This window comes from Pseudomonas sp. UV AK001, from assembly GCF_046097675.1.
GTDB lineage: Bacteria > Pseudomonadota > Gammaproteobacteria > Pseudomonadales > Pseudomonadaceae > Aquipseudomonas > Aquipseudomonas kribbensis.
The window spans coordinates 100,880-124,791 of sequence record NZ_JBJUVZ010000009.1 but is presented as its reverse complement, the minus strand read 5'-3'; the positions used below and the strand labels follow the sequence as shown (position 1 = coordinate 124,791).

The following is a 23,912-nucleotide window of genomic DNA, read 5'->3' as shown; positions in this document are numbered from 1 at the left end:
GAATGGAAAATAATGAATTTTCCATTTGTTATGCATTTAATGAATATTGATTCGAGCCGACGCTTAGCGTTCCCACGCAGGGCGCGGGAACGCGCTCAGGCCTACAGAAAATCCTTGTAGGCAAACAACGCCGGGGCGCCACCGGTGTGCAGGAAGATGATCGGGCCGTCGTCGAAACGCCCGCGACCGATGCCGTCGAGCAACCCGGCCATGGCCTTGCCGGTGTAGACCGGATCGAGCAGCACGGCGTCCTGGCTGGCCAGCAGTTTCACCGCCGCCAGGGTTCCGGCATTCGGCTCGCCGTAACGCGGGCCGAAGTATTCGTCCCACAACTCCACCTTGAAATTCTCCGGCAACGCCACGCCCAACAAGTCGGCAGTACGCTCGGCCAGACCCTGAACTTTCGGGCGCTGATCTTCTTCGCTGCGCGATACCGTCACGCCGATCACCGGCAGTTGCGGCAGCACTTCGCTCAAGGCCAAGGCTATACCGCTGTGCGTGCCGGCGCTGCCCGAGGCGAGCACCACGGCGGAAAATTGCAGGCCGGTGTCCTCGATCTGCTGCGCCAGTTCCAGGCCGGCACGTACGTAACCCAGTGCGCCGATGGCGTTGGAGCCACCGATCGGCACCAGATACGGCTTCTTGCCGTTGCTGCGCAGGCGTACGGCGAGGGCGGCCAGCTGTTCGTCAGCGTTGTCGAGGTTATCGACCAGCTCGACCTTGGTGTCGAACAGATCCAGCAGCAAGCGGTTGCCGTTGCCGGTGTAGTTGGCGTCGTCGGTGCCCAGCGGGTTTTCCAGCAGGGCCACGCAGCCCAGGCCCAGTTTTGCGGCCAGCGCAGCAGTCTGGCGGACGTGGTTCGATTGCAGTGCGCCGGCGGTGATCAGGGTGTCCGCGCCTTGGGCGATGGCATCGGCGGCGAGGTATTCGAGCTTGCGCAGCTTGTTGCCGCCCATGGCCAGCGGCGTCAGGTCATCGCGCTTGATGTAGACATCGCGGCCGAGCCAGGTGGACAGGCGTTCGAGTTTTTCCAGTGGGGTCGGTTGGCCGAGCAGGTCGAGACGGTTAAAGCGTTGCAGCTGTTGTTTGATCGGTTGTGTGGACATGGTTCCGTACTGGCGGAGGAAGATCACAGGACTATAGGCACGCCGATTTACCGGGGCAACCGCCAATCGCTTATAGCCAAATGTGCTTAGGCCAGCACTATCGGTTCTTAATTCGCCTCCGGGGCGTTGCCGTAAAGTAGTGGCCGTTGACGCGGCCAGACAGTCCGGCCGCCCGTGAGGAGTCTTTACCGTGAGCGAGCGTTCCAGCCATTGGCAATTGCAGACCATCGTCAGCCAGCTGCGTACCGCGCGGGATCAGTGGCGTACGCAAAATGGCCGCGCCAGCGGCGAACAGGGCGGGCGCGAACTGCCGTCCCGTGATGCGATGGCGCAGATTCTCGAAGCCCTGTGCGGCGCGTTGTTCCCGATGCGTCTGGGGCCGGTGGATCTGCGTGAAGAGAGCGAAGATTTTTACGTCGGGCACACCCTCGATGTCGCGTTGAATGCGTTGCTGGCCCAGGCGCGACTCGAACTGCGTTACGTCGCCCGCCACAGCGCCCGGGATGACAGCGAAGTCGAGGCGCAGGCCATCCGGATCATTCAGGATTTCGCGCTGGCGCTGCCAGGCCTGCGCAGCCTGCTCGATACCGATGTGCTGGCCGCGTATCACGGCGACCCGGCGGCGCGCAGCGTCGATGAAGTGCTGCTGTGCTATCCGGGGATTCTGGCGGTGATCCACCATCGTCTCGCGCACCATTTGTATCGCGCAGGTCTGCCGCTGCTGGCGCGGATCAGTTCGGAAATCGCCCACTCGGCGACCGGCATCGATATTCACCCGGGCGCGCAGATCGGCCGCAGTTTCTTCATCGACCACGGCACTGGCGTGGTGATCGGCGAGACCGCGATCATCGGCGAGCGCGTCAGGATCTATCAGGCGGTGACCCTTGGCGCCAAGCGCTTCCCGGCGGACGAGGACGGCCAGTTGCAGAAGGGCCATCCACGCCATCCGATCGTCGAGGACGACGTGGTGATTTACGCCGGCGCGACGATTCTCGGGCGGATCACCATCGGCAAGGGTTCGACCATCGGCGGCAACGTGTGGCTGACTCGCAGCGTGCCGGCCGGGTGCAACCTGACCCAGGCCAATCTGCAGCATGATGACGGGACGCAGAAGTAATTTTCCTGTCCGTTCGTTCCCGCGCAAGGCGGGAACGAACACCCTCGCCACAGCGTCATACCCCTCCCTGAGCCAGCGTACGAAAGCGACCGCTGAGCCCTGCGATTAGTCCTGAGCGTGCTATCCATGTTTAACTTGAACGTTCATTCAAGTTAAACCGGTAGCTCGCTGCCCGCTCACAACAGGAGGCTTGCCTTTGCTGAGTCCGATCATTTCAGCCATTTTCCAACCCCTTGAGGTGCACCGTTCATGAGTGCATCGTCCACCCCCGCCAGCGGTCTGGTACGCATGAATCCGCCGGTGTTCTGGTTCGCCGCGACAGTGATCCTGCTGTTCGGCCTGACCGTTATCGCCATGCCGGAACAGGCCGGTGCCTGGCTCCTTGAAGCGCAAAACTGGGCGGCCAATACGGTCGGCTGGTATTACATGCTCGCGATGACCCTGTATCTGGTCTTCGTGGTGGTCACCGCGTTATCGGGCTACGGCAAGATCAAACTCGGTGCCGACCACGACGAACCCGAATTCAGTTACCTGTCCTGGGCCGGCATGCTGTTCGCCGCCGGGATCAGCATCACGCTGTTTTTCTTCTGTGTTTCCGAACCGCTGACCCACATGCTCCAGCCGCCACAAGGCGAGGCCGGAACGGCGGAAGCGGCGCGTCAGGCGATGCAGATCCTGTTTCTGCACTGGGGCCTGCACGGCTGGGGCGTGTTCGCCTTCGTCGGCATGGCGCTGGCGTATTTCGCCTATCGACACAACCTGCCGCTGGCCCTGCGCTCGGCGCTTTATCCGCTGATCGGTAAACGCATCAACGGGCCCATCGGCTATGCGGTGGACGGCTTCGGCATCATCGCCACGGTGTTCGGCCTCGGTGCGGACATGGGCTTCGGCGTGCTCCATCTCAACTCCGGTCTGGACTACCTGTTCGGCATCGCCCACACCCAGTGGATTCAGGTCGGCCTGATCACGCTGATGATGGGCGCAGCGATCATCGTCGCCGTCTCCGGTGTGGATAAGGGCGTGCGGGTCATGTCCGACATCAACATGCTGCTGGCCTGTGCGCTGTTGCTGTTCGTGCTGTTCGCCGGCCCCACCCAGCATTTGCTCAACACCCTGATCCAGAACCTCGGCGACTACCTCGGCGCATTGCCGACGAAGAGTTTCGACCTCTACGCCTACGACAAACCGAGCGACTGGCTCGGTGGCTGGACAGTGTTTTACTGGGCCTGGTGGATCGCATGGTCGCCGTTCGTGGGCCTGTTCATCGCACGGATTTCCCGTGGCCGGACCATCCGCGAATTCGTCTTCGGCGTGTTATTGATCCCGCTCGGTTTCACCCTGGCGTGGATGTCGATCTTCGGCAACAGCGCCATCGATCAGGTGCTCAACCACGGTATGTCGGCACTGGGCATGTCGGCCCTCGACAACCCGTCGATGACCCTTTACCTGCTGCTGGAAACCTACCCGTGGAGCAAGACTGTCATCGCGGTGACGGTGTTCATCAGCTTCGTGTTCTTCGTCACCTCCGCCGACTCCGGCACCGTGGTGCTCTCGACCCTGTCGGCCAAGGGCGGCAATCCGGATGAAGACGGGCCGAAATGGCTGCGGGTGTTCTGGGGCGCGATGACCGCGCTGATCACCAGTGCGCTGCTGTTCTCCGGCAGCATCGATGCGCTGAAGTCAGCGGTGGTGCTGACCTCGCTGCCGTTCTCGCTGATTCTGCTGCTGATGATGTGGGGGCTGCACAAGGCGTTCTATCTGGAATCGCAGAAGCAGATCGCGCAACTGCATTCGCTGGCCCCGGTATCCGGCTCACGACGTGGCAAGGGCGGCTGGCGCCAGCGCCTGAGCCAGGCCGTGCACTTCCCGTCGCGCGACGAGGTGTACCGTTTCATGGACACCACGGTGAAACCGGCCATCGAAGAAGTAACGGCGGTATTCGTCGAGAAGGGTCTGAACGTCGTTACGCAACCCGATCCGGCTCACGACAGCGTCAGCCTGGAAATCGGTCACGGCGAGCTGCATCCCTTCATCTATCAGGTGCAGATGCGTGGTTACTTCACGCCGTCGTTCGCCCGTGGCGGGATGGGTTCCAAGCAGCTCAACAATCGCCGCTACTACCGCGCCGAAGTGCATCTGAGCGAGGGCAGTCAGGACTACGATCTGGTCGGTTACACCAAAGAGCAGATCATCAACGACATCCTCGACCAGTACGAACGCCACATGCAGTTCCTGCACTTGGTCCGTTGATCGGAGCAGGGCGCCGGGACGGGTTCAGGTCTCGGCGCTCAGCACCATGAACAACACCATCGCCGCGATCGGCACGCCAAACACAGCGCTGCCAATCGCAATCTCCGACCCCAGCGGCTGCCCGGCGTGCACTACGCCGACCGCACCATTGATCACCGTCAACGCCAGCCACAACGCCGCGAAACCGTAGGCCATGGTCTGACGACTGAAGCCGATGCGCTCGCCGATGTAGAGCATCAGCGCCAGCAGGATCAGGCCGAAGAAGATGATGATTGCGGTGTGCATGGTCGCCCCTGCAGGATGTGCGGTATCACCTAGAGCATAGCCAACTCAGCTATTGCCGTGCTCGTCAGGTACTTTCCCGCTCAATCACCATGCACTGCAGCAGATTCAACCGCTGCACCTCATCGCATGGCAGCACGCCAAGGCTTTCCAGCACCCGCGTCGCCGCCAGTACGCCGATCTCCAGCGCCGGCGGTTTGATGGTGCTCAGGCTCGGCAGCAGCATCTCGGCGAACGGGTAGTCGCCGAAGCCGAGGACGGCGCAGTCTTCGGGGATCTTGAGGCCGGCGCGTTGCCCGGCGAGCAGGCCGCCGGCGGCGAGGTTGTCGTTGGCGAAGACGATGGCGTCCGGGCGCGGCGAGGCGTTCATCAGTGCTTCCATCGCTTGCTTGCCGGCTTCGAACGGGGTGAGATCGGCGTCCGGTGCGAACACCCAGGGTTCCAGACCGAGTTCACGCACGGTCGCGGCATAACCGTCGCGGCGCTCCAGCGCACTGAAGTCGCCGGGCGCGCTGTTCTGCACAAACGCAATCCGCCGATAGCCCTTGCCGTGCAGATAACGTGCGGCGCTGACCCCCACTTCAAAGTGCGAAAAACCGATCTGCATCGGCTCGCGATCCGGCTGGTAATCCCAGGTTTCGATCACCGGAATATCCGCCTCGGCGAGCATCTTTTCCGTGCCCGCACTGTGGAAGTGACTGGTCACTACCAGCGCTGCCGGCGACCAGCCAAGAAAGGCCCGCACCGCGTTTTCTTCCTGCTCGGTGCTGAAGTAACTCGAGGCCAGAAGCAGCTGATAGCCGTGACGGCTGAGAGTGTCGCTGAAGCCCTGAATGGTATTGGCGAAGATCGGCCCGGAGATGTTCGGGATCACCATGCCGACGATTTTCCCCCGCGCCGAAGCGAGCCCTCCGGCCACCAGATTCGGCACATAACCCAGCTCCGCGACCACCGCTGCGATCCGTTCGCGGCGTTCGGGCGAGACCTGTTCCGGCTGGTTGAAATAGCGCGACACGGTGATCGCCGAAACACCGGCCTGGCGCGCCACCGCACTGAGGGTCACGCGACCGGCGCCACGGCGTTTGCGGGGCTTTTCTTCGCTCAAGGCTCGATCCTTCTTAAAAACCAAAACGCATATAAAAGTAATTTTTCAGTATTGGACGCTCTATGCCGGGCTTGCCAATACTGGCGATGTTAGCGCTAACAAGGCGCATTGTCTGCTACTCGCTCGAGCGAATGCCCAAGACACCGAGACAGGCGCTGTCGTCGCAGAACGGCAGCGGTTCAGGGCAACTTTTCGAGCGGGCAAACATGCACAACATTCCTGGGGCGACACACAAACTGGCGCAATCGATCCGCGCTGCGGGCTGGCTACTCACCGGGCTGGCCGCGCTGCCGCTATCCGCCGCGTTCGCCGCTGACAGCAGCGATCAGGAGCCGACACTCAAGTCCGTCACGGTCACCGCCACCCGCCGCGAAGAGTCGCTGCAGAAGGTCCCGGTGGCGGTGTCGGTGATCGACGGCGAGCAGCTGGAACGCGACAACCGCAACAGCGTGGCGAGCATCGTCCAGCAAGTGCCTTCGCTGAATTTCCGCACCGGCGCATCCAACAAGGACACCTCGCTGTTCGTGCGTGGCGTGGGGACGATTTCCACTTCGCCGGGCGTCGAGCCGACGGTGGCCACGGTGATCGATGGCGTGGTCTACGCCCGTCCCGGCCAATCGACTCTGGATCTGCTGGATCTGGAGCGCGTCGAAGTTCTGCGCGGTCCCCAAGGCACGCTGTTCGGCAAGAACGCCTCGGCCGGCGTGCTGAACATCACCAGCAAGGCACCGACCGCCGAGACCCACGGTTACATCGATCAGTCGTACTACAGCGGCAACGAAAGCCGCACCCGTTTCGGCATCGGTGGAAGTCTGATTCCGGACACGCTCAAGGGGTCGATCAGCACCTTGTTCGGCAGCTACGACGGCAACGTGGATAACAAGCACAACGGCCAGGAGGTCAACGGTTACAACCATCGCGGCGTGCGCGGCAAACTGGAATTCACCCCGAACGACGACGTCACCTTCACCCTGATCGCCGACTACATGCAGTCCCATGATGACGGTCCGAATGGTGTCGTGACCAAGTCGCTGACCCCGGCCTTCGCCAATGCACTGAGCCCGGTCAGCGCCACCAGCCACAACCGCGACATCAACACTGACACCCGCACCCACGTCGAGGACACCAACAAGGGCCTGTCCGGCCAGCTCGACTGGCAACTCGGCGATTACACCCTGACCTCGATCACCGCGTGGCGTGGCTGGGACAACACCCAGTATCAGGACGGCGACCGCCTCGGCGCGGTGACGGCCGCATTCCCCGGCACGGCGGACAAGGGCGACCTGGCGTTCGACCAGTACTCGCAGGAGCTGCGTCTGGCGTCGCCGAAAGGCGGGTTCCTCGAATACGTCGGCGGCCTGTTCTACATGCACGGCAAGGATGACGAGACCTATCAGCGCACGCTGACCACCACCACGCGGACTGACCGTGGCGTCGCCGACTACAGCACCACCAGCGACAGTTACGCGGTGTTCGGCGAAAGCACGCTGAATTTCACCTCGGATTTCCGTGGCATCGCCGGCCTGCGCTACACCCACGACGATCTCGAATACGATCACCGTCGCGTTTCCACTTCCGCCACTACTGTCAGCGGTATTCAACCGGCTACCAGCAGTTCCGGTTCGGTGGACGAGGACGGCTGGTCCGGTCGGCTCGGTTTGCAGTACGACCTGAGCGATACCGTCACCACCTACCTGACCTACTCGCGCGGCTACAAAGGCCCGGCCTACAACGTGTTCTTCAACATGCAGCCGCGCGATACCGAAGCGCTGAAACCGGAAACCTCCAACACCTGGGAGGCGGGAATCAAAGCCTCGGCCTGGAACAATCGCCTGACCACCAACCTCGCGGTTTTCCACAGCGACTACGACAACTATCAGGCGAACTTTTTCGACACCGTCGCCGGGCAAGTGGTGACGCGCCTGATCAACGCCGGCAGCGTCAGCACCGAGGGCGTGGAACTCGACTACGCCCTGCAGGCGACCCAGCAACTGAAGTTCTCCGGCGCACTGGCCTACACCCGCGCCCGCATCGACCAGTTCGCTTGCCCGGCGGGCGCGGCGGCGTCGTGCAACGTCAACGGCAAGCCGCTGCCGTTCAGCCCGGACTGGAAAAGCTACGTGCGGGCCGACTACACCATTCCGCTGGAAAACGGCCTGGATATCGAACTCGGCACCGACTACAGCTGGCAGAGCGAAGTGCAGTACGACATCAGCCAGAACGCCGACACCAAACAGGGCGCCTACGGCCTCTGGAACGCCAGCGTCGCCCTGGCCGATTACACCAATGGCTGGCGCGTGGCGTTGCTGGGCAAGAACCTCACCGACAAGTCCTATTCGCCATTGCTCGCCAGCGGTGGCAACTATATCTACCGCGCCGTGCCACGCGACGACGAGCGCTACTTCGGCGTGCAACTGCGCAAGGACTTCTGAGATGAGCAGACAGCTGAAACTCGGCGCGTTCCTCATGGCCACCGGGCACCACGTCGCCGCGTGGCGTCATCCGGACGTACCGGCCAACGCCGGGCTGGATTTCGCCCACTACAAACGTCTGGCGCAGGTTGCCGAGGCGGCGAAGTTCGACACCTTGTTCGTCGCCGACAGCGTCGCCGCACCGACCCAGGACATCGCCAGCCGCATGGCCCGTTCGGATCACTTCGAACCGCTGACCTTGCTCTCGGCATTGAGCGCAGTGACCGAGCACATCGGCCTGATCGCCACCGCCACCACCAGCTACAACGAGCCGTACCACGTGGCGCGTAAGTTCGCTTCGCTCGATCACCTGTCCGGCGGGCGAGCGGGGTGGAATCTGGTGACCTCGGACAACGCCGCCGAAGCGCAGAATTTTGGCCGCGAGGAACACATCGGCCATGCCGAACGCTACAGCCGCGCCCGGGAATTTCATCAGGTGGTGACCGGGCTTTGGGACAGTTGGCAGGACGACGCCTTCATTCGCGACAAGGCCAGCGGTGCCTATTACGACCCGGAAAAGTTGCATGTACTGAATCACGTCGGCGAGCACTTTCGGGTCAAAGGCCCCCTGAATGTCGCGCGTTCGCCACAGGGTCAACCGGTGATCGTGCAGGCCGGCTCGTCGGAAACCGGGCGGGAACTGGCGGCGCAGACGGCCGAAGTGGTGTTCACCGCGCAGACCTCGCTGGCCAGCGCCCAGGCGTTTTACGCCGACCTCAAGGGACGCTTGCCGAAGTACGGACGCAGTGCCGATTCGCTGAAAATCATGCCCGGCGTGTTTGTCGTGGTCGGGCAGACGGAAGCCGAAGCGCAGGAAAAATGTGAAACGTTTCAGCAATTGGTAGAACCCGAGGTTGGCGTCGCTCTGCTTGGGCGTATGCTGGGTAACTTCGATCTGTCGAAGTACCCGCTGGACGGGCCGCTGCCGGAATTGCCGCTGACTGAAAGCGGCCAGCAGAGCCGGCAGAAGCTGCTGACCGAACTGGCCGGCCGCGAGCATCTGACCCTGGCCGAACTGGGCCGGCGAATCGCTGGCGGTCGCGGGCATTACAGCGTCGTCGGTACGCCGGCGCAGATTGCCGACCGTTTGCAGGAATGGTTCGAGCAGGGCGCGGCGGACGGCTTCAACGTGCTGGTGCCGCACCTGCCCGGCGGGCTCGAAGACTTCGCCAATGGCGTGGTTCCGGAACTGCAACGGCGCGGGCTGTTCAGAACCGAATACGAGGGCCGGACCTTGCGCCAGAACCTTGGCCTTGCCCGGCCCGGCAATCGCTTTGCGTAGCAATCGACACCCATTTCAAGACCGACAAGAGAGGATTCGATGACTTACACCGCTGCCGAAAACCGCTATGACTCCATCCCTTACCGCCGCGTCGGACGCAGCGGTCTGGTATTGCCGGCGCTGTCCTTGGGCCTGTGGCACAACTTCGGCGACAGCACGCCGATCGACACCCAACGCGCGTTGCTGCGCACCGCGTTCGACCTGGGCATCAACCACTTCGACCTGGCCAACAACTACGGCCCGCCCTACGGCAGCGCCGAGACCAATTTCGGCCGCCTGCTGCGCGAAGACTTCAAGCAGTACCGCGATGAACTGATCATCTCCAGCAAGGCCGGCTGGGACATGTGGCCCGGCCCTTACGGCCAGGGCGGCGGTTCGCGCAAATACGTGCTGGCGAGCCTCGACCAGAGCCTGCAACGCCTGGGCCTGGATTATGTGGATATCTTCTATTCGCACCGCTTCGACCCGGACACCCCGCTGGAAGAAACCGCCAGCGCCCTCGCCACGGCGGTGCAGCAGGGCAAGGCGTTGTACATCGGTATCTCGTCGTACTCCGGGGTGAAAACCCGCGAAATCGCCGCGTTGCTCAAAGAGTGGAAAGTGCCGCTGTTGATTCACCAACCGGCCTACAACCTGCTCAACCGCTGGGTGGAAAAGGACCTGCTCGACACCACCGACGAACTCGGCACCGGCGTGATTGCATTCACGCCGCTGGCGCAGGGACTGCTGACCGACAAATACCTCAACGGCGTACCGGCGGATGCGCGGGTCAATCGTCCGGGCGGTGGTTCGTTGCAGGCTTCGCACTTGTCCGAGGCGAACATTGCTCATGTACGGGCGCTGAACGAGATCGCCAAGCGTCGCGGGCAGAGCCTGGCGCAACTGGCATTGGCGTGGACGCTGCGCGATCCGCGAGTGACTTCGGCCCTGATCGGCGCGAGCCGGCCGGAGCAGATTATCGAGAACGTCGGGGCTTTGAAGAATTTGAGCTTCAGTGCTGAGGAACTGGCGGAGATTGATCGGTTTGCTCAGGAGGGCGGGATCAATCTTTGGGAGAAGCCTTCGACGGCGGAGTGATCAGGATCAGGGTGGGTCAGCTCGGCCCAGCCCTCACCCCAGCCCTCTCCCGGAGGGAGAGGGAGCCGACCGAGGTGTCTTGCGTCATACATCGACCTGAAAAATCCGGTCGATTATGGATTCAGCAAAGCACGATCAGGTCGGTGAATCTTTAAAGCATCCCCCCAATCAGTCCCCTCTCCCTCCGGGAGAGGGTTAGGGTGAGGGGGCTTTTGATTTTGCTCTGGCGTTAAAGGCTCAACGAAAAAACGGCCCATCCCCCAACACCGTAGCCCGCTGCATCACCCGCCGCGCCGGACGGTAATCATCCACCGCGTAGTGCTGCGTCACGCGGTTGTCCCAGAACGCGATGTCATCCTTCTGCCAACGCCAGCGAATGGTGAATTCCGGCCGTGTTGCGTGGGCGAACAAGAACTTCAGCACCGCTTCACTCTCGGTCTCCGACAGCTCATTGATCTTCGACGTGAAGCCTTCGTTGACGAACAGCGAGCGGCGCCCGCTCACCGGGTGAGTGCGAATCACTGGATGCGACAGCGGTGGATTCTTGCGCCGTGCCTCTTCCCACTGCGCCAGTGCTTCCGGCGTGTTGCCGTAACGCTCCAGCGGAAACGAGCGGGTGAAGTCGTGAGTCGCGGTCAGCCCTTCAAGCATCGCCTTCATCGGCGCCGACAGCGCTTCATACGCGGCAATCCCGCTGGCCCACAACGTGTCGCCACCGAACTCCGGCAACAGCTTGGCGCTGAGTACCGCCCCCATGGCCGGGGTCGGCAGGAAGGTCACGTCGGTGTGCCAGATTGCGTTGTCGCGCACGTCGGTGACGGCGGTGTCGAGGATCAGCACTTCCGGTTGTTCCGGCACGTTCGGGTAGATCGGGTGAATGTGCAGGTCGCCGAAATAGTGGGCGAAGCGCGCCTGTTGCGACGGCTCGATCGGCTGATTGCGGAAGAACAGCACCTGATATTTGAGCAGCGCCTGCTCGATGGCGTCGCGTTGTTCCAGGTTCAGCGGCTGGCTGATGTCGACGCCGCTGATCTGTGCGCCGAGGGCCGAGCTTAACGGGGTGATGTTCAGGCTGCTCATGGTGGTTCTCTTCAATTCCGGGGCCCCGAAACTGTCGGGGTAGTCAGTGCTGAAAAATCAGTGGGCCTGGCCGTGCCACGGCACCAGTTTGCGTTGCAGGGCGCGCAGGCCCATCTCCATCGCGAAGGCGATCAGGGCGATGACCAGAATCCCCAGCACCACCACATCGGTGACCAGGAACTGCGCGGCCGACTGCACCATGAAGCCCAGGCCGCTGGTGGCCGCGATCAATTCGGCAGCGACCAGCGTCGACCAGCCGACACCGAGGCCGATGCGCACACCGGTCAGAATGTCCGGCAGGGCGCTTGGCAAAATCACGTGGCGGATCAGTTGCGCGCGGGTGGCTCCCAGCGACTGCGCGGCGCGCAATTTGGCCGGGTCGACGGTGCGCACGCCGGTCGCGGTGGCAATCGCGATCGGAGCGAAAATCGCCAGGTAGATCAGCAGCACTTTCGACAACTCGCCGATGCCGCACCAGATCACGATCAGCGGCAGATAGGCGAGTGGCGGAATCGGCCGGTAGAACTCGATCAGCGGATCGAGCACGCCACGGGCGATGCGGTTGGCGCCGATGGCAATGCCCACCGGCACGGCAGTCAGAATCGCAAAACCGAGGCCCAGGCCGATGCGGCTCAGGCTCGCGCCCAGGTGCTGCCACAACGTCGAATCCATGTAGCCCGTGGTCGCCAGCAACCAGCCTTTTTGCAGCACGGCGGACGGTGGCGGCAGGAACAGCGGTTCGATCAGACCGGTGGCGGTCACCGCCCACCAGATCACCAGCAACGCGAACAGGGTCAGCAGGCTGATCCAGCGGGTGCTGAGGCTGCGGCGCACGGGAATCACCACCGACGTGGCGGCGGGTTTCACTGCGGTGGCGGAAACGTCGTAACTGCTCATGCGCGCTCCTGCCGCTGAACGGCGCTGCGTTGCGAGAACACTTTGGCGAGCACGTGTTCGCGGGTTTCGATGAAGCGCGGATCGGACTTGATCGCCCGCGCCGATTCGCCGACGGCGTAACGCTTGCCGAAATCCAGGTGCAGGCGCTCGACGATCTGCCCCGGATTCGGTGCCAGCAGAATCAGGTCGGTAGCGAGGAACACCGCTTCTTCAATATCGTGGGTAATCAGGAACACCGGTTTGGCGGTGCGTTGCCAGACTTGCAGCAACAGCTCCTGCATCTGTTCGCGGGTAAAGGCGTCGAGGGCGCCGAAGGGTTCGTCCATCAGCAACACACGCGGGTCGGCGGCGAGAGCGCGGGCCAGGCCGACACGTTGCTTCTGGCCGCCGGAAAGTTGCCAGATACGACGGTTTTCAAAACCGGAAAGATCGACCAGCGCGAGCATTTCCCGGGCGATCTGTTCGCGTTTGTCTTTGGCCACACCGGCCAGTTCAAGGCCGAAGGCGACGTTGGCCAGCACGTCTTGCCAGGGCAGCAGGGCGTCGTCCTGGAACACCACGCCGCGCTCGGCGCTCGGGCCTTTGACCGGCACGTTGTCGAGGGTGATGCGGCCGGCGCTCGGTTCGACGAAACCGGCAATCAGGTTCAACAGCGAAGTCTTGCCACTGCCGGACGGGCCGAGGGCGACCAGCAACTGCTGAGGCCCCAGAGTCAGAGAGATATCCGCCAGCACCGGTTCCGGGCTGCCGGGATACTGTGCGCTGATGCGCTCCAGCTGTAGCAAGGCCATCGCGATTAACTCCCGATCAGTTGGTGATGTACTTGGGGGTGACGTACGGCGTGTAGTCCGGCAGTACCGCTTCGACCTTGCCTTGCTCCTTGAGGAACGCGGCGGTGTCGGTGATGGCCTTGGTGGTCGGCGCGCCGAGGTCACTGACCTGATCCGCCGCCAGCGGGTAGACGTTGCCTTGCAGCAACAATGGGATGTCGCTGGCCTTGGCGCCGGACAGTTTCACCAGTTTGTCGACGTTGCTCTGATTGGCCAGCCAGGCTTTCGGATCCTTGCGGTAGTCGGCGTAGGCGTCGAGGGTGACCTTGGCGAACGCGGTGACGATTTCCGGATGCTTCTCGGCGAAGTCCTTGCGCACGATCCAGGCGTCGAAGGTCGGCGCGCCGAACTTGGCCAGCTCGCCGGAAGTGATCAGCACTTTGCCGTTTTCCTTGGCCACGCCCAGCGCCGGATCCCAGACGTAGGTGGCGTCGATGTCACCGCGCTTCCACGCGGCAATAATTGCCGGCGGGGCGAGGTTGAGGACGGTGACTTTCGAAGGATCAATGTTCCAGTGCTTCAGCGCGGCCAGCAGGCTGTAGTGACCGGTGGACACGAACGGCACGGCGATTTTCTTGCCGACCAGATCCTGCGGCGTCTTGATGCCGGAGCCGTCGCGGGCGACCAGCGCTTCGGCGGCACCGATCTGGGTGGCGATGAGGAAGGTTTCCACCGGGACTTTGCGGGTGACGGCTGCGGTCAGCGGGCTGGAACCGAGGTAGCCGATCTGCACGTCGCCGGAAGCGATGGCCGAGATGACGTCCGCGCCGTTGTCGAACTTGCGCCAGCTGATGTCGGCCTTGGTGGCTTTCTCATAGGCGCCGTCGGCCTGGGCGACTTTCGCCGGGTCAACGGTGGTCTGGTAGGCGACGGTGAGGTCGGCGGCCTGGGCCAGGAAACTCGCAGCGGCCAGAGAGGCCACGGCCAGCAGGCGAAGCGGGACATTCAGTTTCATTGAAGAGCTCCATATCAGGCGACCGAGCGTCGGCGTGAAAGGAGACTAAATGATCTAAGAAACTAAAAATAAATAACTTTTTAGACTTAGCTTATGAGCGGAAAAATCTAAGGGAGAGAGCGTGATCGTTCCCACGCGGACGGTTCGACGCCTCGACGTGGGAACGATCAGAGAAGGAAGTGTCAGTTGCTGATCGCCAGAATACTCGCCTGATACGACCCGACAAATACGTCGAAATCGCCCACCTCGTTCTGCTCCAGCTCAGCCTGTTGCGCCAGTGACGAGCGCGCCAGTTCTTCAAACTTCGCCTGTTCGTCAGCCGCCAACGGTTCGCTGCGGAAGAACTCGGCGTGGGCCTGGCTCTGGCGCAGGGAGAACTGCGCGAAGCTTTCCTTGTGTTCTGCCATGGCCGCCAGCACCTGGGCCGATGGCGTCAGGGACGAATCCTTGACCTTGGCCAGTTGCGCATCGAGGGCCTTGCTGTGGGCATCGCCGCCGTGGCTCTGATCCAGCAGCGCGGCCAGCGGAGCGATTTTTTCCAGCAGCTCCGCCGCCCATTCCTTCATGTCGACCGGTTGACCGTCGCGCTGCAATTGCAGGCCCGGACGGCGACCTTCCTTGACCACGCTGAGGAAGTTCGACGTGGCGTTGCCGCAGCTGATGTTGGTCAGCAGCGGGCTGTCGTTCAGCGCGCAGTACAGCAGGAACGCGTCGAGGAAGCGCGACTCGGTGAGGTCGATGCCCATCGGCAGGAACGGGTTGATGTCCAGGCAGCGCACTTCGACGTACTGGATGCCACGGGCCATCAAGGCCTGGATCGGCCGCTCGCCGGTGTAGGTCACGCGTTTCGGGCGGATGTTCGAGTAGTACTCGTTTTCGATCTGCAGGATGTTGGTGTTCAGTTGCACCCACTCGCCATCCTGGTGCGTGCCGACTTCAACGTACGGCGCGTATGGCGTGGCCACCGCCTTGCGCAGGCTGTCGGTGTAGCTCGCCAGGTCGTTGTAGCACGGCGTCAGGCCGGCCTGGGCGTTGCTCTGGTAACCGAGGTCGCTCATGCGCAGGCTGGTGGCGTAAGGCAGGTACAGCGTATCCGGATCCAGTTGTTCCAGCTGATGCGAACGGCCGCGCAGGAACCCCGCGTCCAGCGCCGGCGAAGCACCGAACAGGTACATCAGCAGCCAGCTGTAGCGACGGAAGTTGCGGATCAGCGCGATATAGGACGACGACTGGAAATCCCGGTCGGTGCCGACGAAGCCTTCGGCTTCTTTCAGCAGCGGCCAGAGTTTTTCCGGCAGGGAGAAGTTGTAGTGAATCCCGGCGATGCACTGCATGGTCTTGCCGTAACGCAGGGCCAGGCCCTTGCGGTAGACGTACTTCAGCTGACCGATGTTGGAGGTGCCGTAATAGGCGATCGGGATATCTTCCTCGGCCGGCAACGGGCACGGCATCGACGGACTCCACAGGTACTCGTTGCCGAGCTTGCTGTAGGCGAAGCGATGAATCTTGTCCAGGCTCGCCAGCGTATCGGCCGGGTCTGGCAGGGCAGGCGTGATGAATTCCAGCAGCGACTCGGAATAGTCGGTGGTGATCTGTTCGTTGGTCAGCGCGGAACCCAGGCTTTCGGGGTGCGGCGTTTGCGCCAGTCGACCCTCGCCGGTCACGCGCAGGCATTCACGTTCGATGCCGTGCAGGCACTGTTCGAGCAGAGAGAGGTTGGCGCGCTCACCGAGCAGAGCCAGGCGGCGGTTGAGAAGTTCGCTCAATTTGGATTCCTTCACGCGTCAGTCGCCCCAATATGGGGGTGGGCAGGACGGTCTACAAGGGTGAAGTTGAAACTGGCGTTTTCGCCTGGTTTTCGGGCCATGAAAGCCCCATTGCAAACGCCAACTTCAGTCCCTGAATCTGGCAGACGCGGGCGAGGAAAACTCCGACGCTGCGATCACAGCGCCGAAATTAACTCAAATCGATGACGAGTAGCTACAGGACAGCGAACGTGCCTTGCGCTTTTGCGACCAGTTTGTCGCCTTGCATCACGTCGGCTTCGACCACCAGCGTGCGCCGGCCCGGGTGGATCACCCGCGCCGTGCACATTACCTCGCCCTCGGAGACGGCGCGGATGTAGTTGATCTTGCACTCGATGGTCGCGCTCTGCTGGTCAAAGCCGTGGGTGCTGGAACAGGCCAGCCCCATGGCGATATCGACCAGACTGAACAGCGCGCCGCCGTGCAGCTTGCCGCCGCGGTTGCGCAGTTCCGGTTCCAGCACCAGGGCGACTTGCGCCACCCCGGTTTCCAGGCTGTGCAGGCGGCAGCCCAACAGCTTGAAAAACGCGCTCTCGACGAGCCCGGCCGGAATCTCCATCAGCGCTTCTTCAACTGCTTGGCGTTGGCGAACAGCGACGCCATCGCGTTATTGGCTGGAGCCGCCGGGGTGCTTTCCTTGCGCGGAGCCGAACCCTGCGACTGGCGCGGCGCCGAGCCCGGACGCGAACCACGGGCGCCGTCGATTTTCTCGCCCGGCGTGTCGCTCATGCGCATCGACAGGCCGACGCGTTTGCGCGGGATGTCGACTTCCATGACCTTCACTTTCACCACGTCACCGGCTTTCACTGCTTCGCGCGGATCCTTGATGAATTTCTCCGACAGCGCCGAGATGTGTACCAGACCGTCCTGGTGCACACCGATGTCGACGAACGCACCGAACGCGGTCACGTTGGTCACCACACCTTCGAGGATCATCCCCAGTTGCAGATCCTTCAGGTCCTCGACGCCTTCCTGGAACTCGGCGGTCTTGAACTCCGGACGCGGGTCGCGGCCGGGTTTTTCCAGTTCCTGGAGGATGTCGGTGACGGTGGGCAGACCGAAGGTCTCGTCGGTGAATTTCTTCGGATCCAGGCGCTTGAGGAACGAGGCGTCGCCGATCAGCGAGCGGATGTCACGGTCGGTTTCAGCGGCGATGCGCTGCACCAGCGGATAGGCTTCCGGGTGAACGGCCGAGGAGTCCAGCGGGTTGTCGCCGTTCATCACGCGCAGGAAGCCGGCGGCCTGTTCGAAGGTTTTCTCGCCCAGACGCGCGACTTTCTTCAGCGCGGCGCGGGTCTTGAACGCGCCGTGCTCGTCACGGTGAGTCACGATGTTCTGCGCCAGGGTCGCGTTGAGGCCGGAGATCCGTGCCAGCAGCGCCACGGAGGCGGTGTTCACGTCCACGCCCACGGCGTTCACGCAGTCCTCGACCACGGCGTCCAGGCCGCGCGCCAGTTTCAGCTGCGACACGTCGTGCTGGTACTGGCCGACACCGATGGATTTCGGATCGATTTTCACCAGCTCGGCCAGTGGATCCTGCAGACGGCGGGCGATGGACACGGCGCCCCGGATCGACACGTCGAGATCCGGGAATTCCTTGGCTGCCAGTTCCGATGCCGAATACACCGATGCGCCGGCTTCGGAGACCATGACCTTGGTCATTTTCATCGCTGGATATTTTTTGATCAGCTCGATGGCCAGTTTGTCGGTCTCACGGCTGGCGGTGCCGTTGCCGATGGCGATCAGATCGACCGAGTGCTTGGCGCACAGGGCGGCCAGGATGGCGATGGTCTGATCCCACTTGTTGTGCGGCACGTGCGGGTAAACCGTGGCGTGATCGAGCAGCTTGCCGGTGGAGTCGACCACCGCGACCTTGCAACCGGTACGCAGGCCTGGGTCGAGGCCCAGAGTGGCGCGCGGGCCGGCCGGGGCGGCCAGCAGCAGGTCGTGCAGGTTGTGGGCGAACACGTTGATCGCCTCGGTTTCGGCGCCGTCGCGCAGCTCGCCGAGCAGATCGGTTTCCAGGTGGGTGTAGAGCTTGACCTTCCAGGTCCAGCGCACCACTTCACCCAGCCATTTGTCGGCCGGACGGTTCTGGTTCTGGATGCCGACGTGCTGGCCGATCATGCCTTCGCACGGGTGCAGGGTGCCCGGCAATTCTTCGCCGACTTTCAGCGCGGAGCTGAGAATGCCTTCGTTGCGGCCACGGAAAATTGCCAGCGCGCGGTGCGACGGCATGCTTTTCAGTGGTTCGTCGTGTTCGAAGTAGTCGCGGAACTTGGCGCCTTCCTCTTCCTTGCCGGCGATCACGCGGGCACTGAGGGTGGCTTCCTGCTTCAAATAGTTGCGCAGTTTATCCAGCAGGTTGGCGTCTTCGGCGAAGCGCTCCATGAGGATGTACTTGGCGCCTTCCAGCGCTGCCTTGGCGTCGGCCACGCCTTTTTCGGCGTCGACGAAGCGCGCGGCTTCGGCTTCCGGGGCCAGGCTCGGGTCGTTGAACAGACCGTCGGCCAGTTCGCCGAGGCCGGCTTCCAGGGCGATCTGGCCCTTGGTGCGGCGCTTCTGCTTGTACGGCAGGTACAAGTCTTCGAGGCGGGTCTTGGTGTCGGCGAGTTTGATTTCGCGCTCCAGCTCAGGAGTGAGTTTGCCCTGCTCCTGGATGCTGGAAAGGATGCTGATGCGCCGTTCGTCGAGTTCTCGCAGGTAGCGCAGACGCTCTTCCAGATGACGCAGCTGAGTGTCATCGAGGCTGCCGGTCACTTCTTTCCGGTAACGGGCGATGAAGGGAACGGTAGAGCCTTCATCGAGTAGCGCGACGGCCGCTTCGACCTGTTGCGGGCGTACGCCGAGTTCCTCGGCGATGCGGCTGTTGATGCTGTCCATAAAACCACCTGACAAATTGTGAAAGCAGGCTCGCAGGCGCATAAATAAGGGCCCGGAGTCTGGTGGGGCGGCCTGACGCTTGCCGCTGCCTGGGTCAAAAGGCATTCCATTGACCCGTGAAATCGAACAATTACTGCGGCGCCCATGAAAATAAAGGACGGCCACCTGCCGTAACGATTCAGACGTTGCCTGGCACAAAAGGCCGCGCATTATAACCGGCGTTCTGTCATTCGGGGGCGACACGGTCTGTAGGCTCAAGCCCCGGTTTTCTGGCAGTGAAGGAAAAATCTGCTAACAATGCACACGGTGCGTATAACGGCAGCTACGCCATAATGCGCGCCGAGCTAAAAGGAGCATCCAATGAGCAGCACTGCACAAACTGCTGAAGGCGAAAAAATTCTTATTGTTGACGACGATCCGGGGCTGAGCAGCCTGCTGGAACGCTTCTTCGTCAGCAAGGGCTACCGTGCCCGCGCCGTACCGAACACCGAGCAGATGGATCGTCTGCTGTCCCGTGAAGTGTTCAACCTGGTCGTTCTCGACCTGATGCTGCCGGGCGAAGACGGCCTGACCGCTTGCCGTCGTCTGCGTGGCGCGAACAATCAGATCCCGATCATCATGCTCACCGCCAAGGGCGACGAGCTGAGCCGGATCAAGGGCCTGGAACTGGGCGCCGACGATTATCTGGCCAAGCCGTTCAATCCGGACGAACTGATGGCCCGTGTCAAAGCCGTGCTGCGCCGTCAGGCCGCACCGGTGCCGGGCGCGCCGGGCAGCGAAGAAGAGAACGTCACGTTCGGCGACTACGTGTTGTCCCTGGCCACCCGCGAACTCAAGCGCGGCGACGAAGTGCACATGCTCACCACCGGTGAGTTTGCGGTACTCAAGGCCCTGGTGATGAACGCCCGTCAGCCGCTGACCCGCGACAAGCTGATGAACCTGGCCCGTGGCCGGGAGTGGGATGCCCTGGAGCGTTCCATCGACGTGCAGATTTCCCGTCTGCGCCGGATGATCGAACCCGATCCGTCCAAGCCTCGCTACATCCAGACTGTCTGGGGCGTGGGTTATGTGTTCGTGCCGGATGGCAACTCCACCAAGTGACGGGTGATTTGTAGGAACGGGTCTGCGGGAAACGGTCGAAAGTGCCGGCTCCGCAGACTCGTTATCCGCAATATGCGAGCATTGCTCGCTCCTGCAAGTGCGTAGCGGTTATCCATGAAAACCCCTGTCTGGTTCCCCCAAAGTTTCTTCTCCCGCACCCTGTGGCTGGTGCTCATCGTCGTATTGTTTTCCAAGGCACTGACCCTGGTTTATCTGCTGATGAACGAGGACGTGCTGGTGGACCGTCAATACAGCCACGGCGTCGCCCTGACACTGCGCGCCTATTGGGCCGCCGATGAAGAAAACCGCGCGAAGATCGCCGATGCCGCGACCCTGATCCGGGTGGTCGGTGCCGGTGTGCCGGAAGGCGAACAGCACTGGCCGTACAGCGAAATCTACCAGCGGCAGATGCAGGCGGAACTGGGGGCCGACACCGAGGTTCGACTGCGCATGCATTCGCCGCCGGCGTTGTGGGTGCGCGCGCCGAGCCTGGGTGACGGGTGGCTGAAAGTGCCGCTGTACCCGCACCCGTTGCGCGGCCAGAAAATCTGGAACGTGCTCGGCTGGTTCCTCGCCATCGGTCTGCTCTCGACCGCGTCGGCGTGGATCTTCGTCAGTCAGCTTAATCAGCCGTTGAAACGTCTGGTGTATGCCGCGCGGCAACTCGGTCAGGGCCGCAGCGTGCGCCTGCCGATCAGCGATACACCCAGCGAAATGACCGAGGTTTATCGCGCCTTCAACCAGATGGCCGAGGACGTCGAACAAGCCGGGCGTGAGCGTGAACTGATGCTCGCCGGGGTTTCCCATGACTTGCGGACACCACTGACCCGATTGCGACTGTCGCTGGAACTGATGGGCGACCGCACCGACCTGACCGACGATATGGTGCGCGACATTGAAGACATGGACGCGATTCTCGACCAGTTCCTCGCGTTCATTCGCGATGGTCGGGACGAGTCGGTGGAAGAAGTGGATCTTAGCGATCTGGTGCGCGAAGTCGCGGCACCGTACAACCAGAGTGAAGAGAAAGTGCGGTTGCGCCTGGAGCCGATCCAGCCGTTTCCGCTGCGTCGGGTGTCGATGAAACGTCTGTTGAACAACCTGATCGGCAACGCACTGAACCATGCCGGCGGTAGTGTGGATGTCGCGGCCTATGTGTCTGGCGACACCAGTGCGCCGTATGTGGTGCTGAGCGTGATGGACCGTGGGGCGGGGATTGATCCATCGGAGCTTGAAGCGATCTTCAACCCGTTCACCCGTGGCGATCGGGCGCGGGGCGGAAAGGGCACCGGGCTGGGGCTGGCGATCGTGAAACGGATTGCTTCGATGCATGGCGGCAATGTCGAGCTGCGCAACCGCTCCGGTGGCGGGTTGGAGGCGCGGGTGCGGTTGCCGCTGGGATTGATGCTGCCGCGGGATGCGGTGTAGATCAAAAGCTCGCCCTCATCGGAACGCCGCCCGCCCAGCCCTCTCCCGGAGGGAGAGGGGGCCGACCGAGGAGTCTTGCGTCATGCATCGACCTGCAAAATCAGGTCGATTATGGATTCAACTGTGCTCGTTCAAGTCGGCGTACTTCTTCAATATCCCCCAATCAGTCCCCTCTCCCTATGGGAGAGGGTTAGGGTGAGGGGCTCTTGCTCTTCGCTCTATCCCTTACCCTTGGTGCGGGTCATGTTCGGCCCGCCATTCTTCTCGAGATGCTCGATGATGATCCCCGCCACATTCTTGCCGGTGGTGGTCTCGATCCCCTCCAGGCCCGGCGACGAGTTCACTTCCATCACCAGCGGCCCGTGATTCGAACGCAGGATATCCACACCCGCCACCGCCAGGCCCATGACCTTGGCGGCGCGCAATGCGGTCATGCGTTCTTCCGGGGTGATCTTGATCAGGCTGGCGCTGCCACCCCGGTGCAGGTTGGAGCGGAATTCCCCGGGCTTGGCCTGACGCTTCATCGCCGCGATCACCTTGTCGCCGACCACGAAGCAGCGGATGTCCGCGCCGCCGGCCTCCTTGATGTATTCCTGCACCATGATGTTCTGTTTCAGGCCCATGAAGGCCTCGATCACCGACTCCGCCGCCGTCGCGGTTTCGCACAGCACCACGCCGATGCCCTGGGTGCCTTCCAGTACCTTGATCACCAATGGCGCGCCGTTGACCATGTCGATCAGGTCGGGAATGTCGTCCGGCGAGTGGGCGAACCCGGTCACCGGCAGGCCGATGCCCCGGCGTGACAGCAGTTGCAGCGAACGCAGCTTGTCCCGGGAACGGGCGATGGCCACCGATTCGTTGAGCGGAAATACCCCCATCATTTCGAACTGGCGCAGCACCGCGCAGCCATAGAACGTCACCGATGCGCCGATCCGCGGGATCACCGCATCGAATCCTTCCAGCGGTTTGCCGCGATAGTGGATCTGCGGTTTGTGGCTGGCGATGTTCATGTAGGCGCGCAAGGTGTCGATCACTACCATTTCATGCCCGCGTTCGGTTCCGGCTTCGACCAGACGGCGGGTGGAATACAGACGCGGATTCCGCGACAGCACAGCGATCTTCATGCAACACCTGTGGAGGAGGTAGATACCGGGAACACCGGCTTGTCTTGTACATACTTGATGCCTGGATTGACCACCAGCTGGCCGTCGATCAGGGCTTTGGAACCGAGCAACAGGCGATAACGCATGGACTTGCGGCAGGCGAGGGTGAACTCGACCGGCCAGACCCGATCACCGAGGGCCAGGGTGGTGCTGATCACATAGCGCACCTGGGCCTGGCCGTTGGAACTCTTGATGGTCTTGCGGGTGACCAGCGGCGCTTCACAACGCCGGTGGCGCAACTGCACCACCGTGCCCAGGTGCGCGGTGAAGCGCACCCACTTCTCGCCGTCCCGTTCGAATGGCTCGATGTCGGTGGCGTGCAGGCTGGAGGTGCTGGCGCCGGTGTCGATTTTCGCCCGAAGGCCCGCGACTCCCAGATCCGGGAGCGCCACCCACTCGCGCAGACCGACAACGGTCAAATGGTCAAATGTCTTCAAAAAAATGCTCAACCGGTGAAAACCGATCAGCCCGCAGGGGGCCGGATTTGCGGTATTCACGCAGAATAGTGGTTAAAAGGCGACAGATATCTACGGCCCGGTTTTGCGTCATCTCAAGCACGCCCCGGAATGTGCGCATTGTAATCCGGGACAGCACAATTCATGGCACGACAGAAACGGTAGTACAGTTCATCAATATTTCAGAATGAGGAAATTCCATGGCACAAAAAAGCGAAGAGGACGACAAGGTCCGTCTCGATAAATGGTTGTGGGCTGCGCGTTTTTTCAAAACCCGTGCCTTGGCCAAAGCAGCCATTGAAAGCGGCAAGGTGCATTGTCGGGGAGAGCGCTGCAAGCCTGGCAAAGAGCCACGCATCGGCGATGAATTCGAGATTCGCACCGGCTTCGATGAAAAGACTGTAGTGGTCCAGGCCCTGTCGATCGTGCGTCGTGGCGCACCGGAAGCGCAGACGCTGTATGCGGAAACCGAAGCCAGTATTGCCAAGCGCGAGGCGGCTGCGGCGATGCGCAAGGCCGGCGCGCTGGGCGTGACCACCGACGGTAAACCAAGCAAGAAGCAGCGCAGGGATCTGTTTAAATTTCGTGGGAACAGTGGCGGAGAATAAAAAATCGCAGCCTGCCG

General features: G+C 62.3%; 20 protein-coding genes. 8 read left to right on the top strand and 12 right to left on the bottom strand.

The window, feature by feature from the left end; all coding sequences use genetic code 11:
- Window positions 1-101 precede the first annotated feature (101 nt).
- A complete protein-coding gene (locus ACKLNA_RS22870; protein WP_408987175.1) occupies window positions 102-1,106 on the bottom strand; it encodes a D-cysteine desulfhydrase in 1,005 nt (334 codons plus the stop codon).
- Between the two features lie 190 nt (window positions 1,107-1,296).
- Here ACKLNA_RS22870 and epsC point away from each other — a divergent pair, with 190 nt between their 5' ends.
- Both epsC and betT read left to right on the top strand, forming a co-directional pair.
- A complete protein-coding gene (gene epsC, locus ACKLNA_RS22865; protein ID WP_085712695.1) occupies window positions 1,297-2,223 on the top strand; it encodes a serine O-acetyltransferase EpsC in 927 nt (308 codons plus the stop codon).
- Window positions 2,224-2,511: 288 nt separating this feature from the next.
- Entirely contained in the window at window positions 2,512-4,473 is a 1,962-nt protein-coding gene (gene betT / locus ACKLNA_RS22860; RefSeq protein WP_167443790.1) for a choline transporter BetT, read from the top strand.
- Window positions 4,474-4,497: 24 nt separating this feature from the next.
- On the opposite strand, the gene ACKLNA_RS22855 is transcribed toward betT, so the two are convergent.
- Both ACKLNA_RS22855 and ACKLNA_RS22850 read right to left on the bottom strand, forming a co-directional pair.
- Window positions 4,498-4,758, bottom strand: coding sequence for a hypothetical protein (locus ACKLNA_RS22855; RefSeq protein ID WP_114881008.1), 261 nt, complete (start codon window positions 4,756-4,758; stop codon window positions 4,498-4,500).
- A 64-nt stretch (window positions 4,759-4,822) separates the two neighbouring features.
- Window positions 4,823-5,860 (bottom strand): LacI family DNA-binding transcriptional regulator, encoded by a 1,038-nt coding sequence (locus ACKLNA_RS22850; protein ID WP_408987174.1) that lies wholly within the window; start codon window positions 5,858-5,860, stop codon window positions 4,823-4,825.
- Between the two features lie 206 nt (window positions 5,861-6,066).
- Here ACKLNA_RS22850 and ACKLNA_RS22845 point away from each other — a divergent pair, with 206 nt between their 5' ends.
- From ACKLNA_RS22845 to mgrA, 3 genes are read left to right on the top strand one after another with little or no spacing between them, the layout of a single operon-like run.
- Window positions 6,067-8,292, top strand: a complete 2,226-nt coding sequence (locus ACKLNA_RS22845; protein ID WP_408987173.1) for a TonB-dependent receptor — start codon at window positions 6,067-6,069, stop codon at window positions 8,290-8,292.
- Window position 8,293: 1 nt separating this feature from the next.
- On the top strand, window positions 8,294-9,613 hold the full coding sequence (locus ACKLNA_RS22840) for an LLM class flavin-dependent oxidoreductase (RefSeq protein ID WP_408987172.1): 1,320 nt from the start codon (window positions 8,294-8,296) through the stop codon (window positions 9,611-9,613).
- Window positions 9,614-9,652: 39 nt separating this feature from the next.
- Complete coding sequence (mgrA, locus tag ACKLNA_RS22835) at window positions 9,653-10,690, top strand: L-glyceraldehyde 3-phosphate reductase (RefSeq protein WP_053116521.1); 1,038 nt, start codon at window positions 9,653-9,655, stop codon at window positions 10,688-10,690.
- Window positions 10,691-10,927: 237 nt separating this feature from the next.
- Here the strand turns inward: mgrA and tauD are convergent, their stop codons facing one another.
- The 7 genes from tauD to ACKLNA_RS22800 all read right to left on the bottom strand — a co-directional run bounded on the left by tauD (window position 10,928) and on the right by ACKLNA_RS22800 (window position 19,140).
- Window positions 10,928-11,770, bottom strand: a complete 843-nt coding sequence (tauD, locus tag ACKLNA_RS22830) for a taurine dioxygenase (RefSeq protein WP_408987171.1) — start codon at window positions 11,768-11,770, stop codon at window positions 10,928-10,930.
- A 57-nt stretch (window positions 11,771-11,827) separates the two neighbouring features.
- The gene (gene tauC, locus ACKLNA_RS22825; RefSeq protein ID WP_064382739.1) at window positions 11,828-12,667 is read right to left on the bottom strand and encodes a taurine ABC transporter permease TauC; all 840 of its coding nucleotides are present in this window, start codon (window positions 12,665-12,667) and stop codon (window positions 11,828-11,830) included.
- Entirely contained in the window at window positions 12,664-13,458 is a 795-nt protein-coding gene (gene tauB, locus ACKLNA_RS22820; protein WP_408987170.1) for a taurine ABC transporter ATP-binding subunit, read from the bottom strand. Before tauB ends, tauC begins: the two co-directional genes overlap by 4 nt.
- Window positions 13,459-13,474: 16 nt before the next feature.
- Window positions 13,475-14,452, bottom strand: coding sequence for a taurine ABC transporter substrate-binding protein (gene tauA, locus ACKLNA_RS22815; RefSeq protein ID WP_408987169.1), 978 nt, complete (start codon window positions 14,450-14,452; stop codon window positions 13,475-13,477).
- Window positions 14,453-14,634: 182 nt separating this feature from the next.
- On the bottom strand, window positions 14,635-16,218 hold the full coding sequence (gene gshA, locus ACKLNA_RS22810) for a glutamate--cysteine ligase (RefSeq protein WP_085712708.1): 1,584 nt from the start codon (window positions 16,216-16,218) through the stop codon (window positions 14,635-14,637).
- A gap of 214 nt (window positions 16,219-16,432) precedes the next feature.
- Window positions 16,433-16,816 carry a PaaI family thioesterase gene (locus tag ACKLNA_RS22805; RefSeq protein ID WP_085712709.1) on the bottom strand — a complete coding sequence of 128 codons (384 nt, stop codon included), beginning with the start codon at window positions 16,814-16,816 and terminating at the stop codon, window positions 16,433-16,435.
- Window positions 16,816-19,140, bottom strand: a complete 2,325-nt coding sequence (locus ACKLNA_RS22800; RefSeq protein WP_265812651.1) for a Tex family protein — start codon at window positions 19,138-19,140, stop codon at window positions 16,816-16,818. The genes ACKLNA_RS22805 and ACKLNA_RS22800 overlap by 1 nt, the downstream gene beginning before the upstream one ends.
- A 360-nt stretch (window positions 19,141-19,500) precedes the next feature.
- Between ACKLNA_RS22800 and ompR the strand changes: the two genes are divergently transcribed.
- Together ompR and ACKLNA_RS22790 are read left to right on the top strand one after the other, a co-directional pair.
- A complete protein-coding gene (ompR, locus tag ACKLNA_RS22795; RefSeq protein WP_007952694.1) occupies window positions 19,501-20,241 on the top strand; it encodes a two-component system response regulator OmpR in 741 nt (246 codons plus the stop codon).
- 114 nt (window positions 20,242-20,355) lie between these two features.
- The gene (locus tag ACKLNA_RS22790; protein ID WP_085712711.1) at window positions 20,356-21,669 is read left to right on the top strand and encodes an ATP-binding protein; all 1,314 of its coding nucleotides are present in this window, start codon (window positions 20,356-20,358) and stop codon (window positions 21,667-21,669) included.
- A 218-nt stretch (window positions 21,670-21,887) separates the two neighbouring features.
- On the opposite strand, the gene rimK is transcribed toward ACKLNA_RS22790, so the two are convergent.
- A complete protein-coding gene (rimK, locus tag ACKLNA_RS22785) occupies window positions 21,888-22,793 on the bottom strand; it encodes a 30S ribosomal protein S6--L-glutamate ligase (RefSeq protein ID WP_007949201.1) in 906 nt (301 codons plus the stop codon).
- Window positions 22,790-23,236: an ATP-dependent zinc protease gene (locus ACKLNA_RS22780; RefSeq protein ID WP_169432582.1), complete on the bottom strand. Its 447-nt coding sequence runs from the start codon at window positions 23,234-23,236 to the stop codon at window positions 22,790-22,792. The genes rimK and ACKLNA_RS22780 overlap by 4 nt, the downstream gene beginning before the upstream one ends.
- 251 nt (window positions 23,237-23,487) lie before the next feature.
- On the opposite strand from ACKLNA_RS22780, the gene ACKLNA_RS22775 reads away from it, so the two are divergent.
- Complete coding sequence (locus ACKLNA_RS22775) at window positions 23,488-23,895, top strand: RNA-binding S4 domain-containing protein (protein WP_085712712.1); 408 nt, start codon at window positions 23,488-23,490, stop codon at window positions 23,893-23,895.
- Window positions 23,896-23,912: the final 17 nt, after the last annotated feature.

Bases quoted from the DNA above. Each gene is read 5' to 3' on its own strand.
- ACKLNA_RS22870 (WP_408987175.1), bottom strand. From the start codon at position 1,106: ATGTCCACACAACCGATCAAACAACAGCTGCAACGCTTTAACCGTCTC.
- betT (WP_167443790.1), top strand. From the start codon at position 2,512: ATGAATCCGCCGGTGTTCTGGTTCGCCGCGACAGTGATCCTGCTGTTC.
- ACKLNA_RS22855 (WP_114881008.1), bottom strand. From the start codon at position 4,758: ATGCACACCGCAATCATCATCTTCTTCGGCCTGATCCTGCTGGCGCTG.
- ACKLNA_RS22845 (WP_408987173.1), top strand. From the start codon at position 6,067: ATGCACAACATTCCTGGGGCGACACACAAACTGGCGCAATCGATCCGC.
- ACKLNA_RS22840 (WP_408987172.1), top strand. From the start codon at position 8,294: ATGAGCAGACAGCTGAAACTCGGCGCGTTCCTCATGGCCACCGGGCAC.
- mgrA (WP_053116521.1), top strand. From the start codon at position 9,653: ATGACTTACACCGCTGCCGAAAACCGCTATGACTCCATCCCTTACCGC.
- tauD (WP_408987171.1), bottom strand. From the start codon at position 11,770: ATGAGCAGCCTGAACATCACCCCGTTAAGCTCGGCCCTCGGCGCACAG.
- tauC (WP_064382739.1), bottom strand. From the start codon at position 12,667: ATGAGCAGTTACGACGTTTCCGCCACCGCAGTGAAACCCGCCGCCACG.
- tauB (WP_408987170.1), bottom strand. From the start codon at position 13,458: ATGGCCTTGCTACAGCTGGAGCGCATCAGCGCACAGTATCCCGGCAGC.
- tauA (WP_408987169.1), bottom strand. From the start codon at position 14,452: ATGAAACTGAATGTCCCGCTTCGCCTGCTGGCCGTGGCCTCTCTGGCC.
- ACKLNA_RS22805 (WP_085712709.1), bottom strand. From the start codon at position 16,816: ATGGAGATTCCGGCCGGGCTCGTCGAGAGCGCGTTTTTCAAGCTGTTG.
- ACKLNA_RS22800 (WP_265812651.1), bottom strand. From the start codon at position 19,140: ATGGACAGCATCAACAGCCGCATCGCCGAGGAACTCGGCGTACGCCCG.
- ompR (WP_007952694.1), top strand. From the start codon at position 19,501: ATGAGCAGCACTGCACAAACTGCTGAAGGCGAAAAAATTCTTATTGTT.
- ACKLNA_RS22790 (WP_085712711.1), top strand. From the start codon at position 20,356: ATGAAAACCCCTGTCTGGTTCCCCCAAAGTTTCTTCTCCCGCACCCTG.
- rimK (WP_007949201.1), bottom strand. From the start codon at position 22,793: ATGAAGATCGCTGTGCTGTCGCGGAATCCGCGTCTGTATTCCACCCGC.
- ACKLNA_RS22775 (WP_085712712.1), top strand. From the start codon at position 23,488: ATGGCACAAAAAAGCGAAGAGGACGACAAGGTCCGTCTCGATAAATGG.